Origin of the sequence: Methanoculleus sp. UBA303 (assembly GCA_002501655.1) — an archaeon.
Lineage (GTDB): Archaea > Halobacteriota > Methanomicrobia > Methanomicrobiales > Methanoculleaceae > Methanoculleus.
The window spans coordinates 61,250-77,693 of record DANY01000033.1 but is presented as its reverse complement, the minus strand read 5'-3'; the positions used below and the strand labels follow the sequence as shown (position 1 = coordinate 77,693).

Genomic DNA, 16,444 nt, shown 5'->3' with positions numbered 1-16,444 from the left:
CGATGAAATTGCAGCCCTGTGCCTCGCAAGGGGCCCCAGCTGCAAGCCCCCTCCGTTAGGGGGGGTAGTTGACAAACCTGGCCTCTCTCCCCCCACCAAACCCCCTATATCGCCGGACCTCCAACACTCCCGTAAGAAACCGGGAGGAGGAGTTCATAGCATGACAACGGGCGCCCGGATCGTCCTGCACGTGGATATGGACAGTTTCTTCGCCTCCGTCGAGGTCCGCCGCGACCCATCCCTTGCCGGGAGGCCGGTGATCGTGGGCGCTGACCCGAAGGGGGGAGCGGGCCGGGGGGTCGTGAGCACCTGCTCCTACGAGGCACGCCGCTATGGGGTGCACTCCGGCATGCCCATCTCCCGGGCGTATGCCTTCTGCCCGCACGGTGTCTACCTCCCGGTGGACCGCTCGCTCTACGCCCGGGTCTCGGCGGAGATCATGGCGATCCTCCGCGGGCACGCCGGCCGCATCGAGCAGGTGAGCATCGACGAGGCCTACCTCGACGTCACCGGTGCCGGCAGTTTCCCGGCGGCGAAGGCGCTTGCCGCCGCGATCAAACAGGAGATCCGTGAAGTGGAAGGGCTCACCTGCTCGGTCGGTGTCGCCCCGGGCAAGGCCGTGGCAAAGATTGCGTCTGACTTCCAGAAACCCGACGGGCTGACGATCGTCTGCCCAGACGAGGTCGCGGCGTTCCTTGCTCCCCTGCCGGTGGCAAAGATACCCGGGGTCGGGAAGAAGACCGGCGAGGACCTGAACCGGATGGGCATCCGGACCATCGGCGACCTGGCTCGCTCTGATGTCCAGGACCTCATCGCCCGGTTCGGCAGGTCCGGCGTCCTGATGCACCGTCTCGCCCGGGGCACCGATGATGGGGAGGTGCAGAGCAGGGAGGGATACAAATCCGTCTCCCGGGAGACGACGTTCGACGAGGATACGGCCGATCCGTCCATCCTCTCCGGGACCATCGCCGACCTTGCGGACGATGTCACCGAGGCGCTCGCGGCCGACGGCCTCCGGTGTCGGACCGTCACGGTCAAGATCAGGCACCGTGGGTTTGAGACGCACACCCGGTCCAGGACGCTACCGCGGTTCACCGCGAACCCGGAAGTGATCCGGCAGGCCACGTGCGGTCTGCTCCTGCCGTTCCTCAACGGCACGGACGTCCGGCTCCTCGGGGTCAGGCTCTCGGCGCTTGAGGGCGGTCATACCCGGCAGGCATCGATCGACGAGTTCCTCTCCACCTGACGCATCGTGTGGGGCGAACCTTCTTTACGCGGAGTGCGCACTACGGTGCCGGTATGCCCGACCTATGGACCGTGCTGCTGGCCGCCGCCCTCCTCCTCCTCTTCGCGGTGCCGATCGTCCAGCAGCAGATGACCCGGGCCCGCCGCCTGCGGGCGATCCGGGACATCGAGGCGGAGCGCCGAACCCGGGTCATCGCCCTCATCCACCGCCAGGAGCGGATTGGATTCCTGGGCATCCCGCTCTTCCGCTACATCGACATCAATGACTCCGAGGAGATCCTCCGGGCTATCCGGCTCACGGAGCCGGAGATGCCGATCGACTTCATCGTCCACACCCCCGGTGGCCTGATCCTTTCGTCCGAGCAGATCGCGATGGCGCTCCGGCGGCATCGGGGAAGGGTGACGGTCTTTGTCCCCCACTATGCCATGTCGGGGGGGACGCTCCTCTGCCTCGCCGCCGACGAGGTGGCGATGGACGAGAACGCTGTGCTAGGCCCGGTCGACCCCCGGATCGGTGAGTACCCGGCGGCATCGATCCTGCGGGTTCCGCGCCTGAAACCGCCGGATAAGATCGATGATACAACCTTCATCCTTGTCGATATCGCGGCGAAGGCCCAGAACCAGATGCGGGAGTTCGTGACCGGCCTGCTCCGGGATCGGATGACTGTTGAGCAGGCGGACCGCCTCGCGCGCCTGCTCACGGAGGGGACGTGGACCCACGACTACCCGATCACCCTCGAGCAGGCCCGGGAACTCGGGCTTCCCGTCACTCCCGGTATGCCCGCCGGCGTCTACCGGCTGATGGACCTCTTCCCGCAGGCGATGCCCCGCCGCCCGTCGGTCGCCTACGTGCCGATCCCCTACCGGGAGGAGGAGAGGGAGTAGACCCGGTGCATCCCAGCACTTATGCCGTATCCCGTCAGAGATCGTCCGGTATGCCCTCGGACCTGCAACTCAGCCTTGATGCGTTCGACTGTACGCAGCCTCCGCTCTGCAACGGTCGTCCGGACCAGAACGGCTTTCTCCGCCTCTGCTGCCGGTGCCCGTTCGCCGTCCGGGAGAATGGTGCCGTCTCCTGCGAAGAGTTCGGTGTTGTCATCCGGGCGCGGGCGAAGTACGGGCTTGGGGGCTGGCGGGAGATCCGGACTGTTGTTCTCGATCGTGACGGCGGAGTATGCGCAGTCTGCGGCTCGGGGATGGCTCTCCACGTCCATCACATCGACCTGGACCCGACAAACGACGACCCGGGAAACCTCATCACGCTCTGCGGCATCTGCCACGCCCGGGTGCATACCGAACTCCGCCGGAAAGGGGGGGCCGGACGGGTGGCACGGGTGATCCCGGCGATGCGGCACTGTGCCGACCCGAATACCTCTCGTGGTCGACGGCCGCCCGGCGGGAAATCCCTGAAGACCACCTTTCCCGCCTTACCATCATCAGGGGCGGGGGAACGGTTATAACATATGCCCGCTACCAGTAGCGTGACCATGGGGGGAATATCCGGAATGAATATAGGAAAGCTCTTTGGAAGGGGTAGTCCCGGAGACCGGGAGAGCCCGGGCACCGACACCGGGGTGAGCAGAGAAGCGGTATCCCTTGCTCAACAGGGGCGATTTCATGAGGCTATCGGCTGTTTTGACCGGGTAATTGAAGAGGATCCGACCAACGTGAAGATGTTGAACAACAAAGGGGTCTTCCTCGATCTCCTTGGGCGGGACCCGGAGGCGCTGGCGTGCTGGGAGAGGGCGCTCTCGATCGACCCGGAGTTTGCTCCGGCCTGGGTCTCCCGGGGGATGCTGCACCGGCGCCGCAACCGGCTCGAGGAGGCGCTCGCCTGCTACGACCGTGCCGTGGAACTCAACCCGGACTCCGCAGTCGCCTGGTACAACCGGAGCGGCATCTTCGTCGCGATGCGCCGGCTTGACGATGCGGTCGCCTGCTACGAGCGGGTGCTCTCGATCGACCCCCATTTCGTGGCGGCCTGGACCGACCTCGGCTACGCTTACTTCCTCCGGCACCAGCACGAAGAGGCAATCACCTGCTACGACCGGGCCATCGCCGACGACCCCGGGAGCGTCCGGGTCTGGAGCCTGAAGGGCGGTGCCCTGTATGCGCTCGGTGAGTATCGGAAGGCTCTCGAATGTTTTGACCAGGTGCTCTCGATCGATCCGCGATATGCAGCCGGATGGAGTATGAAGTGCAGCGTCCTCTACCACCTTGGCATGTATCGCCACGCGCTTGCGTGTGCCGATAAGGCACTTGAGATCAAGCCCGACTGCGAGCTGACCACCCAGGTCCGTAAGATGCTCCTCTCCCTCATTCAGAAGTGGTGATGGGCTCCGCCCCTCTTCTTCCGGGTCCGCACCACCCGGATAACTCCGGAAGGTTGACACCGAGCGCCGTCCAACCGGAGATTGTCATGCCGGGCAGGAACTCTCCCCCCGGGGAGACTCCGACCGCCTATTATCCGGCAACGCCAACAGGTGGATGTAATCCATGCCAGTCGACCAGATCCCTATCGGCACGTTCTCGCGGATCACCCGGCTCTCGCAGAAAGCGCTCCGCCTCTACGACGAGCGGGGACTCCTCGTCCCGGCGGCACGAGACATCTGCACGGGGTATCGCTACTACACCTTCGCCCAGGTTGAGCGGGGCCTCCGTATCCGGCACCTGCTCTGGCTGGGGTTCGACCTCGGAGAGGTCGAAGCCGTCCTCAAAGCGCGGGAATGCGGCGATGCCGGGACGATCCGGGAACTCTTTCGCGCGCGACTTGCCGCGACCGAGCAGGAGGCTGGAAGGCTGCATGCGGTTGCAGAGGTCCTGCGGGTGCAGGATCCTCTGAACGGAGGATTCCATATGTCGATCACCGAACCTGTTATCAAGGATGTCCCTGCCCAGCGGGCACTCACCCGCCGGGAGAAGGGTGTTTACCAGGAAGCGATCCCGAGACTGATCGGGGAACTTTGTGCTTTCGTCCGTCCTGTGGACGGGCGGGAGCCTGCAGCACGGATGGCCGGGCCGGTTATATTCATCTGCCATGACGAGGAGTACCGGGAAACGGACGCCGATATCGAGGTTGCGATCCCCATTGTCGGTCCTGTCAGCCTTGACGGGACCGCCGTCGAGGTCCGGACCCTTCCGGGAGGCCGGTTCCTCTCGGTGCTCCACACGGGCCCCTATCCTGGAGTAGGGAACGCTTATGAACGGCTCTTTGCCTACATGAACGAGCACCACCTTATGCCGGTCGGCCCCTCGCAGGAACTCTACCTCAACGACCCTCACGAGGTGCCGGAGGACGAACTCCTGACCGAGGTCCAGTTCCCGGTGCAGGAGATCCCGCAGTCCCCCTGAAGGGGGCGGTCACCTCTCTTCTGCGGCGACCTCGAATACGTGGTAGCCCCACCCCGGCAGATCCAGGTAGAGCCCCGGGGAGAGGAGGCTCCCCCCGTCCCGGTCGTAGCGCGCCGGTCCCATGAGGTCCCGGAGCAGGACCGCCCTCCCCGCGAGATCGGCCCACGGGAGCGGGACGTAACACTGACCCCGGTCGGGGGCGTAGTTGACGACGACAAGAAAGCGCTCTTCTCCCCTCTCCCAGGCGAAGGCGATGTAGCCGTCGTGGGACGGGTTGGCCTCCCAGGCGGGGTTGCAGTCGAGGAGCCGCCATTTCCCGTCCCGGAACGCCGGAAGGCGCAGGCATGCAAAAAGCCGCCGGTAGAACTCCTCGAGGGCCGGGTCGGTCGGCTCCTCCGGCTCCCGGCAGAGGTGGACGGGGACCAACTTCCGCCGCCCGGCAAACTGCCCCTGGTGGAAGAACCGGAGCCCGGGGCAGAGGTAAGTGAGGACGGCGGCGGCCCGGTGGCGGTCGGGCGGGAAGACTGCTGCCGCCCGGGGTTCGTCGTGGTTCTCGAGGAAGCGGGCGGATCTTCGCTGGTATTCCGGATCGGCCCGGAGGTGGTCCCGCACAGCCCGGCCCTCTCCCTCCCGCAACCTGTCGTAGAGTCTTTTGTCGTAGGTGTAGTCGAACCCCTGCTGCTGGAGCACCCACTCAAGGTTCCAGTAGACCTCCGCCATGAAGAGAAACCCCGGGTGCTCCCCCCGGACCTCCCGGATAACCCGGGGCCAGAAAGGGTCCATTGCCCTCCCCCAGGTCTGCCGGAAGACCTCCGGGAGGACGAGCATCGCCATATCGCACCGGATGCCGTCGCACCACCCTGCTATCCTCTGCACCTCGGCGGTCATTGCCTCCTGGACGGCCACATTGCCGTAATCGAGCTGCAGCGTGTCGGGCCAGCCGCCGAAGGAGGGATCCCGGCCGTGGGCGAGGACAGCCGATCCGCCGGGAAGATCTACCCGGATGAAGTCCTGCGGCCGGCGAGCGAGGTCTTCCTCCGTGCCGTGGATGTAGTAGTCCGGGTGGTCGCGGACCCAGGGGTGGTCGGGAGCGGTGTGGTTCGGGACGAAGTCGAGCATCAGCGAGAGTCCCTGCCGGTGCAGGCGGTCGCGGAACCGGATGAGGGCATCCGGCTCCCCGATGTTGGGATGGAGCACGTAGCCGGTCACGGCAAAGCCGGAACCGCAGATATCTTCCTCCCGGAGGTCGGGGAGCAGGTTCCGGTAACCGCTGAGCCACTCCTCGTTCGAGCCTGAGACCCGGCGCCCGGCCTCCCCGGTCTTCCAGATACTCATGAGGTAGACCCAGTCAAACCCGCACCCGACGAGCCCCGCGAGCCAGGCATCGGGGATGTCGTCGAGCGTGACGCGGCGACCCGTCTCCCGGGCGATGTGCCGGAGCCGGACGCGGGTATTGACCTCGTAGAGAGAGGGGTAGCGGGGGACGTTCATCACGAGTTCCCTCACCAGACGGCGGAATGAAGGTTGTCGTCTCGCCGGAACCCCAAAAACGACCGGGACCCCTGCACCGCATCGATGACCCGGGCGCCCGTTGCCTTCATGAATGCTCCGAGGGGGATCTGCACCGGGGCGTCCAGGCAGCCATAGAGGAAGTCCCGCAGCGCCGTCTCCGCCTGCAGTTCAGGAATGAGGCGGCGCTGGAGGAGGGCGGTGTAGGTCTCGGCGAGCGGCGCGGCGGTGGTGAGATGGCGGTCGATGGCGTGGGCAGCGAGCTCCGCGGTCCGGTGGGCGTAGAAGATACCTTCTCCAAGGATGGGGCTTGCAAATCCCCCCGCATCACCGATAAGGACCGTCCCTTCATGGGCCGGGGAAGGGATGTAGTTACCAAGCGGCACCAAAAAGCCCACCGGTCTCCGGTCCGCGAACGCAGAGAAACCGATGGTCTTCAAGAACTCCTTAAAGTGGTCGCGGAGATCCTTTCGGTTCTTCTGCAGCAGCCCGCCGATCCCCACAATGACCGCCTCTCTGTTCGGGAAGACCCACCCGTAGCCCCGCCTGCAGGCGGCAAGGACAATGTGCGGTGTCGCAAAGTCGTCGTCGAGGCGAATCGACCCGTCCCCGTTCGCGAGTGCCCGCGCCTCCTCACGGGGGATTGTGAGTTCCAGTGCCCACCCGAGGTTTTCGTGCCACTGCTCCGGGCGAACGACACTCTCCGGGAGGGAGCGCCGGACCCGGCTATGAATCCCGTCGGCCCCGATGATGACCCGGGCGGCATACCGTTCCCCGTCTGATGTCGTGACGATGTGGTGGGCGTGGTCGATTGCGGCCACTTCCACGCCTTCATGGATCTGTGCCCCGGCCTCAGCCGCCTTTCGGGCGAGATGGGCGTCGTAGTGCTCCCGCCGGGTGAAGTAGAGCGGTTCCACGAGATCTCCGGCGAGGATTCGGGTGCTCCCGATGTAGAGCGCGTACCCTGTCCCGGTGGAGTCGAGCAGTCCCTCTCGCTGGAGGGCGGGGACCGGCAGGTGGAAGACCCGGTCGAGGAACTGGACGGACTTCTGGCTGAGGCAACCCCCGCAGACCTTGTCCCGGGGATACGCCCGCTTCTCAAGGAGCGCTACCCTGTACCCGGACTCTCCGAGCAGGTAGGCGGCGGTGCTCCCGGCAGGCCCACCCCCGACGACGACGGCATCGTACCTGGTCTGGGTCTCCATCTTCTTCTCTCCCGGGATGACAGGGTCCGGCGTAGACTATATTCCTTTCTCAGGAGAGGAAGAGGTCGCCGGAATAGGGTATGGTTTGCCCCAAAAAGTATGCACGGTCGCGGGTTGTGCCGTATCAGCCCTGCGGCGAGGCCTCTTCCCCGTTCCCGGGTGGCTTGTACCAGACGTTCATATCCTCAAGGGAGCCGCATATGTTGACGCTGTCGGCGAGCGTCCCCGCGTAGGTGTAGCCGGCCCGGGCGAAGGTGATGTTCGCCGGATACGAACAGGCCCGGGCAATGGCAAAGACCGTTTTTACGCCGACCAGGCGCATCTCCGCTTCCATCCGCTGCAGAAGGTAGCGCGCGAACCCACGGCCCCGGTAATCAGGTAACGTCGCGAAACCGGTCATCTCCGCGAAGCGGGCATCTGGATCCACAGCCGCCGAGGCAACCGCGGCGATCCGGCCGCCTGTGCGGATGCAGAAACACCGCAGTCCCCCCTGCATCTCCTGCGCGAGGTAGGCCGGATCGTGGATGGGGACCGGATAGGTCTCGAAGACCTCTCGGTAGATCGCCGCGAGCACCGGTGCATCCGCCGGTGCGACAGGGGCACAGGTGAAACCGGGCTCGAGCACCGGGTTCGCCGTGCCCTGCCGGGCCTTTGCCTGTGCAACCGCAAGGACGTCATCGAGACCGTCTCTATCGCCCGGGGATGCGCCGAGGTAGTTTGCCATGTAGTAGCCGTCCACCTCTCCGTGGAAAAGTCCCCGGAGGTGCGCTTCAGGGGTGTAGCCGCACGATATGAAGTGGTCGCGTGCCGGGGCGGGGACTCTTGCGAATATCCGCGAGTACCCCCTGTCTTTTGCGAGCGCGTGAAGTCGGCCGGTGATCACGGGAAGGTCCGCCTGGTTCAGGCGGAAGAGGTAGACCCGGTCGTTGTACGGGCCGTGGTGGATCAGGCTCTGCCCGAGCGTCGTAATGGTGTCGGCGTAGGCGCCTTTGCCCGGGCGATATTCCGCCCGCCCGTGTAGACGTTCAAAAGGAAGAATATTCTTTGCCGCATGCCGCGCTGAAGCGGTTTTGGCACCGGTACGTGATATGTGATTTTTCTGGTCTTGTAGAGAACCAAACATACTGTTCCCGGGACTAACTATATTGTTCACAATATATAATTGGTCGGTATATTGCGTTTCCCCACATACAATAGAGGATCACCCTCAGGACCCGTTCATCCCCCGCCCGGCAGGTTCCTCTCCTCTCCGCGAACCGCTGCTTCCGGAACGCCCTTCGTGGACCCTCTCCTCTCCTGCCTCACCGCTGCCGGGCTGTTTGACCTCTATTGTCCGGGAGAGTGCGTCCGACTCGTCTCAGCCGCGCCCTGCCGTGCACATCCCTGGCACCGGACCTCGATACCCCGTATCGCGAGCGAGGCGATGGTAACGGGCCACTTCCCCTCCGGCTCCCCGCGCTACGCAAAGAGAGGCTGCCTATCGGGAAAAAGATAAGGATTACTTGACTTTGCCGAACTCCACACCCACGTCGGCGGCGGACCGGTAGGTCCTCTCGCTGAAGAACTCGAGCACGGCGATCACGTCCTCCGGGGCGTTCCGTTCCCGGGCGTGGGTGATCAGGTCCTGTTTGCCCGCCGGGTAGTCCATGCCTTTGAGGTAGACCTGCAGGTCGGCGGCGGAGAGGTGAGCAAACGACGGCCTTCCGGTCGCCACAACAGGACGTTCTGCTTCTGCTCCCCCCTTCTCGGCCCTCGTCATGGACTCAGGCGTCGGAGCGTGCGCCTCTGTCACCGGGCGCGTCTCCACCTCCTCCACTTTTATGGGCTTCTCCCGGACCTCCGCCCGCTCCGTCGTAACGACCTCGCGGGGCGGGGCCTCCGTAACCGGCAGTGTCTTCCCCGCCCCGCCCTCAACCTCCTCGGCTTTTATCGGCATCTCCTCGCGGGTGGCCTTCTCCCGGATCTCCACACGCTCCGTTGTGACGACCTCGCGGGGCGGGGCCTCCGTCCGGGTCACGGCCCGCGCTTCCTCCTGGCTCGGGGGACCCATGGGGCGCCTCGACTCGATCAGGTTCCAGTTCGCCTCCCTGGGCCACTCCCCCTCTGAGAACCCGGGTTCGTTGTCGAGTTTATACTTGCTGATGTTCGCCACAAAGACGTCGTCCCCCGGCCGGTAGACCATGGCTTCGACAGGGATCGCGAAGTGCTTCGCCCCGAGACCGAACATCCCACCGGTCTTGAGCACCGCATACGCTACTCTTCCCGTGGGCAGGCCGACCCGCAGGCTTGAGATCTCACCGAGGTCGTAACCCTCCGGGTTCTTCACCCGTTTTCCTACAATATCTTCAGAAGAGAGGAACTCCTGCCCCTCCGTCCTCCGCATCTGCTGCTCCAGAACTGTTTCAGCCATTACAACCACCATCTCCCTGGTATGCTTCCGAAGGTGATCTTCACCTTCCCACAGAGCGGGCGATGCACGTTGTGACTATTTAAATTGCGCGGGTTCCGGTACCAGGGTATCGATGCGGGGTTCTCCTGCGCGAAAAGAGCGTGCGGGGGAGGCCCCGGCGGATGTTGCCCGGCGGCCGCCCGCAGCGGGGGATACGTCCCCGTCACCTGGCGTTGCCAAATTCCGCGCTCACATCGGCGGCGGACCGGTAGGTCCGGTCGCTGAACTGCTCGAGCGTAGCGATCACGCTCTCCGGGGCGTTCCGTTCCCGCGCATGAGTGATCAGGTCCTGTCTGCCTGCCGGGTAATCCATACCCTTGAGGTAGACCTGCAGGTCGGCAGCGGAGAGGTGCCCGCGGGACGGCGCTCTCCTCCGGGCTTCAGGGCGCTCCTCGTGGGTCTCCTCCACGACGGTCTCCCGGGTTCGAGTCTCCGCCCCGGTTGGGGGCTCCCCGCGGGTCTCTTTGCCGAACTCCACGCTCACGTCGGCGGCGGACCGGTAGGTCCGGTCGCTGAACTCTTCGAGCGTGACGATCACGCTCTCCGGGGCGTTCCGTTCCCGCGCATGGGTGATCAGGTCCTGTTTGCCTGCCGGGTAATCCATACCCTTGAGGTAGACCTGCAGGTCGGCAGCGGAGAGGTGCCCACGGGATGGTCCACGGGTCGTAAGGGGCTGTTCGGCCTCCGACACCGGCCGTACCTCTTCGGTCCTGGTCTCGCGAGCCTCCACCCGCTCGGTCGTGACGACTTCCCGGGCCGGCTCCTCCCTCCGGACGATCTCCTCCACGCTGGCCTCCGGGTGTTGCGTCTCCGTCCGGGCCGGCCGCTCCTCAGCCCGCTGTCCTGTCGGCTGTCCTCCCCAGCCGCCCGCGACCGTCTGGACAGCCGGCGGCACCGGGACAACCCTCTCTCTGACCGGGAGCGTGGACTCCGCTGGTGCCGCTGGTTTCTCCTCCCGTGACGGCGGGAGTTCTCTCTCCGTCACGGGGGGCGAGGGCTCCGTTGCCCCATGCGTTGGGGGGGTCCTGATCAGGCTCCAGTCTCCTTCCCGGGGCATCCTGTCCCTGGAAAACCCGGGGGCGCTATCCAGTGTTCGCTTATCCATATCCACGACAGCGACCTTCTCCCCGGAACGGGCTCGGACCGCCTCCCAGGGAATGGCGAAGTGTTTCTCACCAAACCCGAGGATCCCGCCGTAGGCGAGTATCGCATACGCGATGCGGCCGCTCTCCCGGTCGATAGCAATATCGGTGAGGTCACCGAGGTTCTCCCCTTCCGGGTTCCGTACCTTGATATCCCTGATGTCGTGTGCGCGCATCAGGTCCACTGTCTCTTCCGGTCTCGGCCGGGTCTCCAGCATTGACCCTGCCTGTCTCTCAGCCATCGTATCTGCCTCCTGTATATTCCGCCTGCGAAGGGTACCCCCTTCAGGGCAGGTGGGGTAGAGGATCGAGGATACTTAAGGGTTTCCCGTTCGGACAAACCGGGAGAGATCCAGGATTCCAGCGAAACACGGAGAGAATCTGCCGGCCCGGGCCTTACGCCCGGACCCGGGAGTACCGGAGGATGAGATCGGTCGCCGCCCTGATATCCTGCCCCTGCTTCTTCACCTCGGTGAGATACGCCGCGTAGACCTCGTCAGTCACGAGCCGGAGCTGCGGGCGGGACATATCGGCATGCATCATCAGGTCAAAGCACCGGGCCTCGCTCTCGGTGAGATCAAGCGCCCGGTACTCCCCGGTGTGCGGCACAAACGCCGGGTTCTTATCGCGGGGTGTCCTGACCGCGAGGTCGGCAAGCGGCGTCCCCGGAATGGGCTCGGCGCTGCTCACAAAGACGTCGTCGAGAGAGAGGCCGGTGACCAGGTCTTTTGTGGCCTCGTAGTCCCGCTCCGTCTCCCCCGGGTAACCGACGATGAAACTTCCCGCAACCTGGAGGTTGTGCTCCCGGCAGCGTTCTACCGCCTCCTTGACCTGCCGGACGGCCGCGCCCTTGCCCATCAGCCGGAGAACCCGGTCGCTCCCCGACTCAATCCCGAAGAAGACCCACCCGATGGTATACCGCCGGATAGCGTCCAGGATCTCATCGGTGATACAGTCTACGCGTATGTCCGGGGAGGAGACGTTCCTCGGCCCCATCACCTCTGCCATCCCGCGGAGGAGGGCGATGAAGGCTTCCGGATCCACCTCCCCGCCGCGGGAGCCGTAGAGCGACCCGGTCCCCCCGGAGACCGAGAGCCTTGTGGCCCCGTGTGCCGCGAACGCCTTCACCTCCTCGATGATGCTCGCGAGCGGCCGGCTCCGGACTGTCCTTCCGAAGAACCGGGGCACCTGGCAGAAGGTGCACCCCCCAATGCACCCGCGGTGGGTCTCTATGTAGGCGCTCGCGCCCCGGACGCTCTGGCTCCCGATGTCGTCCGGGACCAGGGGGAGGGGCCGGTCGATCGGCGCCGGCGGGGCGGGAGGCGTCACGTTCGGCCGGCCGCCGTCGAGGTAGGCGATGCCCGGGAGGGCGCCCGAGACACCTTCTTTGACGAGGCGGACCACCGTCTCCTCACCCTCGCCGACGACCACCGCGTCGGGGGCGAGTTCCCCGAGCACCATCTCCGGCGCGGCCGAGACCGGCCCCCCGACGTAGACCGTCCCTTCCTGCTCGCGGTGGGTCCGGACGAGGTCCCGGATCGCGGGGTCGAGGAGGTGCTGGGTCGAGAAGAGGCTCGCGAGCAGGAGCGAGCCGGCCGGAGCGGCGGGCGTCCGGGTGAGGGTCACCCGGTGGCCCGCGTCGCGGAGGACGCCGCCGATCAGCATGGCGCCGTAGGTGTAGATGCCGGGGGAGAAGATCGTGATATCCATGGTTACAGTATCGGCAAAGCAGTATACAAATAATGGTGCTATGCCGGTCCCCCGGTCAGTGCGGTGCCGGCCGCTTGAACCGGCGGGCCTCGGCGACGGTGTGGGCGCCACGGTCCGATCCGGCGATCAGCCGGGCCTGGAGCCGCATGATGTCGGCGATGAGGGGCTGCGGATTCTGCTCCAGTGTCTCCGTTACCACGACGCGGGCCTCCCGGAGCCTTCCCGCCCGGCGGAGCAGGTCCACGAGGAGCGCCTCGTCTGCCCCCGCCTGGGAGGCCAGCCGTTCGCCCTGCTCCCACGCCCGCCGCAGGAGGTCGGCGGCACGCTTCCGGCAGATCCGGGCAGGCACATCCTCGCCCTCGTCGTCGCAGACCCAGGCGGCGTGGAGGGACGCCCACGCGGCCTGGGCCGGGGCGCCGAGATCCTCCTGGATGATTGACCAGCAGAGGAAGGTGTTCGCTATCTCCGGGAACTTCCGGGCGTCAAGCTGCCAGCGGTAGCGCGGGAGTTTCACCACATCGGCCGCTCCCTTCGGGGATTTGCCCGGGTCGGGGGCGCAGTAGCCGCACGAGGGGCATCGTTTGACCCATGCGTAGATAGTGGACCGCAGGGGTTCGCCGGGACGGGTATCGAGGTCCCGTGATCCGACGCTCACGGCGGCCTCGGGGATGGTGAACCGGCAGGACTCGCCGCAGACTGCACAGGTCGTATTGAGGTAGCGAAGGTGGGTCATCGATGGGCTGAATTGCATATCCTTTAATATATATCTTGTCTCTGATGGAAATCGGCGAAAGGACGACCTGCAGGAGCCCCTCCACCGGGTCGGTCAGAGCCTTGCACGACCTGGGCGGATCCCCGGCCAAGAGCGGTGCGGAGGCGGGATGACCCAACTCCCCGTCCATCCCGCTCACCGGGCTGCCGGGGTGGCTTCCCCGACCCGCCGGGCGTAGGTCGTGACGGTCCACCCGAGGAGGGCCGTCGCGCCCGCGACCAGCGCGAGGATCAGCCAGTGGACGGGACCGACGGTATCCACCGCCAGCCGGACCATGAGGTTTAAGGGGTTGTAGGGGACGGCCATGACAAAGAGGAAGACCACGACGAGCACCGTCGAGAAGATGAACTGGGCGCTCGTCCGCTCGCGGTAGTACAGGGCGACGAGGGCCGCAAGGAGGATGAGGAAGAGCCCCCCCACTGAGGCGTGGAGGAGGATCGCGGCGGCGTTCCCGACCGCGATGCCGTTTGCCCCCAGGAGGAGGAGCCAGAGTGCGGCCTGGACCGGGACAAGAACCACGCAGGCGGCGATCTTCCCCCAGACCATCTCCACGAACGTGACCGGCGTCGACATGAGCGCTTCGAGAGTCTGGCGCTGGTACTCCTCGGTGATGAGGTCGATGATCAGGGCCGCCGATATGACCGCCGGGAGGAGGGCAAGCAGCGGTATGAGGAGGCCGTAAACGAACTCAAAGAAGTTCTCCGCGCCCCCGGACTCGGGGAAGTTCAGCCCGATGGGGAAGGAGGTCATCCGGTCGGCCCGGACCTCCCGGAGTTCTCGCTCGTAGCCCTGGAGAACCTCCTTGATCTTGACGTTGATGACGCTCGACTGCAGGTCGTTCTGAATGAGGTAGAGCGTGACCGTGACCGGTCCTTCTGCGTCCGGCGGCGTATCCGGGACATAGACCACCGCCGCAACCTCCCGCTCGCGGAGCGCCGCGAGCGCCTGGCCGAGGTCCATCCGGTGAAGGACGAGGTCGTCCCGTTTTGCGAATTCATCGATAAGGGCTGAGTCGGCCCCGGCGTAACCGACGCCGTAGGTTACCGTCGAGTAGCCCTCGATCGCCTCCGGGTCGTACATGGCGGTGAGCCCCACCATCAGGAACGAGGAGAACATGGCGATGAAGACCTGCAGGAGGACGGCAAAGACGATCGTCTTCTCCGATGAGAGTCCCCGGAGTTCTTTCTTCGCGATAAGGCCGATATGGCGGGCGTTCATAGGAGACCTCCCAGTATGAAGTGGAGATTATAGAGGCTGTGCACCACGCTCGCCACGACGAGGCCGGGCCCGTAGGCGCGCCGCCCCCAGAGCAGAAGGAAGCCGCCGGTGATCAGCACCCCGGTGATGTGGAGGAGGAGAGGCATCCAGAGCACCCCGAGGGAGAGGAAGAGAACGCTCCCAAAGATCGACTCGGTGATCTGGGCGAGCGTGGCGAAGAGGAGGAGTTTCTCTCCCGCAAGAAACCCGAGGCCGATGACAAACGCCCCGGCGAGCAGGTTTTTCGCGGTCAGGAACCCCGGGCGCTCCCTTGCTATCGCATAGAGCCCGGCCGACTTGGCGAACTCCTCGATGAACGCCGCAGAGACTATCAGGAGGACGAGAGAGAGCGGCATCGGGATATTGAAGAAGAGGACGAGCGTCATCATCTGGACCATGAAGACGAACGGTATCGAGAGGGCGGCAAGGAGGAAGAGCGAGAGGTGCGGGTGGTCGCGGCTGATCCCGCCCGAGACGAAGTCAGCAAGCCTTGATGTGAGGGGCTTTTCCGAGAAGAGCCGTTCTTCCCGGAAGTTCACGGTCCCGGCGTAGAAGAGGATGATGCTTGTAGCGAAGAAGAGCGCGGTCGAGTAGACGTACTCCGCCGCGGTAAATCCGTCGCCCTGGATCTCGAGGACGACCAGGGTGAGGGGGGAGATGATGCTTATGACGTGAGTGTTCGCAAAGACCGTCGGGAAGAAGAGGTACGATGTGACGAGGGTCGAGAAGAAGATCGAGACAAACGAGAGTTCCTTGAAACTCCGGGCGGCCATCCCTATGATCAGGGCGTTTGCGAGGAAGAAGAGGATGACCGGTATGAGTGGGAGGAGGATCGTAAGCGGCGCCCCGGCGAAGAGGGTGATGGCGGCCGCAACGAGGAGCATGATCGTAAAGTAGGGGAGCGCTTTGCCGATGACGATAGCAGACGGCCGGACGGGGGAGGAGAGGAGGGCCTCCCCGGCCCTTCCCACCCGCTCGTGCATCACGCTCATCATGAAGAACTGGGAGGTGAAGTAGAGGGGAAATATGAAGACGAAGACCAGGATGATGGAGTCGAAGGGAAGCGGCGCCGAGAGTTCTGACGGCGTCTTGAACCGGTCCATCGTGGAACCTCCCGGATTGATGGTGGTATAGCGGGAGAGGGGGTGGCCACTCCTCGCTTCCGCGAGGTGCTGCCTGAGGCCCTCCTCGGAGACCGGCATGGCCGACGGAGGGAGGGTCACCGCCTCGACCGGGGCGGAGGAGATGGGAGGCTCCCGGGCATCCGCCGGGGCGCCGACCTGCTGTCCGCTCTGGGTCGCCAGAAAATCGATCTCGCTCTTCACGTACTGGAGGTCTATCCAGAGCGGGTAGGCGGCGAAGAGGTCGGGCTCTCCGGTGGCGACACGGGAGACGTAGGCCTCATAGTCGCGTTCGAGCGATGTCAGGGCCGCCCGCCCTTTATCCGTGTCGGCGACGTAGACCTCGCCGTGCAGGATGACGATATCGTATGCGAGCCGGTCCGCCCAGAGGGCAGGGCCGTCGGCGAGGTCGACAGCAAAGCGGTTATCGGGGGCGACGACCCGGGCAACGTCGGGGTCGTCGATGCCGATGTGGTACATGCCGTCCTGCATATGGACGCCGCTCTGGGCGGCAAACATGGTCACCAGCACCAGGAGGACGAGCAGCCCTGCCGCGAGCGGGAGGACGTTTCTCCCCATCGTGGTCATCGACCGGTTCATCTCCCAGACGGCTATCGTTCGGATGGAGGAGGCGAGACTCATGGTAATCCCGGAGGGCGTCGGAGAACCATATCTCTGTGCAG

The 16,444-nt window shown here is 65.2% G+C and carries 14 protein-coding genes; 5 read left to right on the top strand and 9 right to left on the bottom strand.

All coding sequences use genetic code 11. From position 1 onward, the window contains the following. Positions 1–160 precede the first annotated feature (160 nt). From dinB to BP846_RS08125, 5 genes are all read left to right on the top strand, one after another. Positions 161–1,246 carry a DNA polymerase IV gene (gene dinB, locus BP846_RS08145; protein ID WP_292394249.1) on the top strand — a complete coding sequence of 362 codons (1,086 nt, stop codon included), beginning with the start codon at positions 161–163 and terminating at the stop codon, positions 1,244–1,246. Between the two features lie 53 nt (positions 1,247–1,299). After that, a complete protein-coding gene (locus tag BP846_RS08140) occupies positions 1,300–2,130 on the top strand; it encodes an SDH family Clp fold serine proteinase (RefSeq protein ID WP_292394246.1) in 831 nt (276 codons plus the stop codon). A gap of 50 nt (positions 2,131–2,180) precedes the next feature. After that, complete coding sequence (locus BP846_RS08135; RefSeq protein WP_292394244.1) at positions 2,181–2,705, top strand: HNH endonuclease; 525 nt, start codon at positions 2,181–2,183, stop codon at positions 2,703–2,705. A gap of 45 nt (positions 2,706–2,750) precedes the next feature. Then, the gene (locus BP846_RS08130) at positions 2,751–3,578 is read left to right on the top strand and encodes a tetratricopeptide repeat protein (RefSeq protein ID WP_292394241.1); all 828 of its coding nucleotides are present in this window, start codon (positions 2,751–2,753) and stop codon (positions 3,576–3,578) included. 163 nt (positions 3,579–3,741) lie between these two features. Continuing rightward, positions 3,742–4,596: a MerR family transcriptional regulator gene (locus tag BP846_RS08125; protein ID WP_292394239.1), complete on the top strand. Its 855-nt coding sequence runs from the start codon at positions 3,742–3,744 to the stop codon at positions 4,594–4,596. 9 nt (positions 4,597–4,605) lie between these two features. Here BP846_RS08125 and BP846_RS08120 read toward each other — a convergent pair whose 3' ends face one another. From BP846_RS08120 to BP846_RS08080, 9 genes are all read right to left on the bottom strand, one after another. Beyond that, positions 4,606–6,102, bottom strand: coding sequence for an alpha-amylase family glycosyl hydrolase (locus BP846_RS08120; RefSeq protein ID WP_292394236.1), 1,497 nt, complete (start codon positions 6,100–6,102; stop codon positions 4,606–4,608). Continuing rightward, positions 6,099–7,310, bottom strand: a complete 1,212-nt coding sequence (locus tag BP846_RS08115) for a geranylgeranyl reductase family protein (protein WP_292394234.1) — start codon at positions 7,308–7,310, stop codon at positions 6,099–6,101. The genes BP846_RS08120 and BP846_RS08115 overlap by 4 nt, the downstream gene beginning before the upstream one ends. A 124-nt stretch (positions 7,311–7,434) precedes the next feature. Beyond that, entirely contained in the window at positions 7,435–8,433 is a 999-nt protein-coding gene (ablB, locus tag BP846_RS08110; protein WP_292394231.1) for a putative beta-lysine N-acetyltransferase, read from the bottom strand. A gap of 375 nt (positions 8,434–8,808) precedes the next feature. Continuing rightward, entirely contained in the window at positions 8,809–9,720 is a 912-nt protein-coding gene (locus BP846_RS08105; RefSeq protein ID WP_292394228.1) for a DUF2795 domain-containing protein, read from the bottom strand. Positions 9,721–9,922: 202 nt separating this feature from the next. Continuing rightward, positions 9,923–11,143, bottom strand: a complete 1,221-nt coding sequence (locus BP846_RS08100; RefSeq protein ID WP_292394225.1) for a DUF2795 domain-containing protein — start codon at positions 11,141–11,143, stop codon at positions 9,923–9,925. A 154-nt stretch (positions 11,144–11,297) separates the two neighbouring features. Next, positions 11,298–12,611 carry a methyl-coenzyme M reductase glutamine C-methyltransferase gene (locus BP846_RS08095; protein ID WP_292394222.1) on the bottom strand — a complete coding sequence of 438 codons (1,314 nt, stop codon included), beginning with the start codon at positions 12,609–12,611 and terminating at the stop codon, positions 11,298–11,300. A gap of 55 nt (positions 12,612–12,666) precedes the next feature. Continuing rightward, positions 12,667–13,344, bottom strand: coding sequence for a hypothetical protein (locus BP846_RS08090; protein WP_292394220.1), 678 nt, complete (start codon positions 13,342–13,344; stop codon positions 12,667–12,669). Between the two features lie 174 nt (positions 13,345–13,518). Further along, positions 13,519–14,601 (bottom strand): ABC transporter permease, encoded by a 1,083-nt coding sequence (locus BP846_RS08085; protein WP_292394217.1) that lies wholly within the window; start codon positions 14,599–14,601, stop codon positions 13,519–13,521. After that, positions 14,598–16,403: an ABC transporter permease gene (locus BP846_RS08080; RefSeq protein ID WP_292394214.1), complete on the bottom strand. Its 1,806-nt coding sequence runs from the start codon at positions 16,401–16,403 to the stop codon at positions 14,598–14,600. Before BP846_RS08080 ends, BP846_RS08085 begins: the two co-directional genes overlap by 4 nt. Between the last annotated feature and the right edge of the window lie 41 nt (positions 16,404–16,444).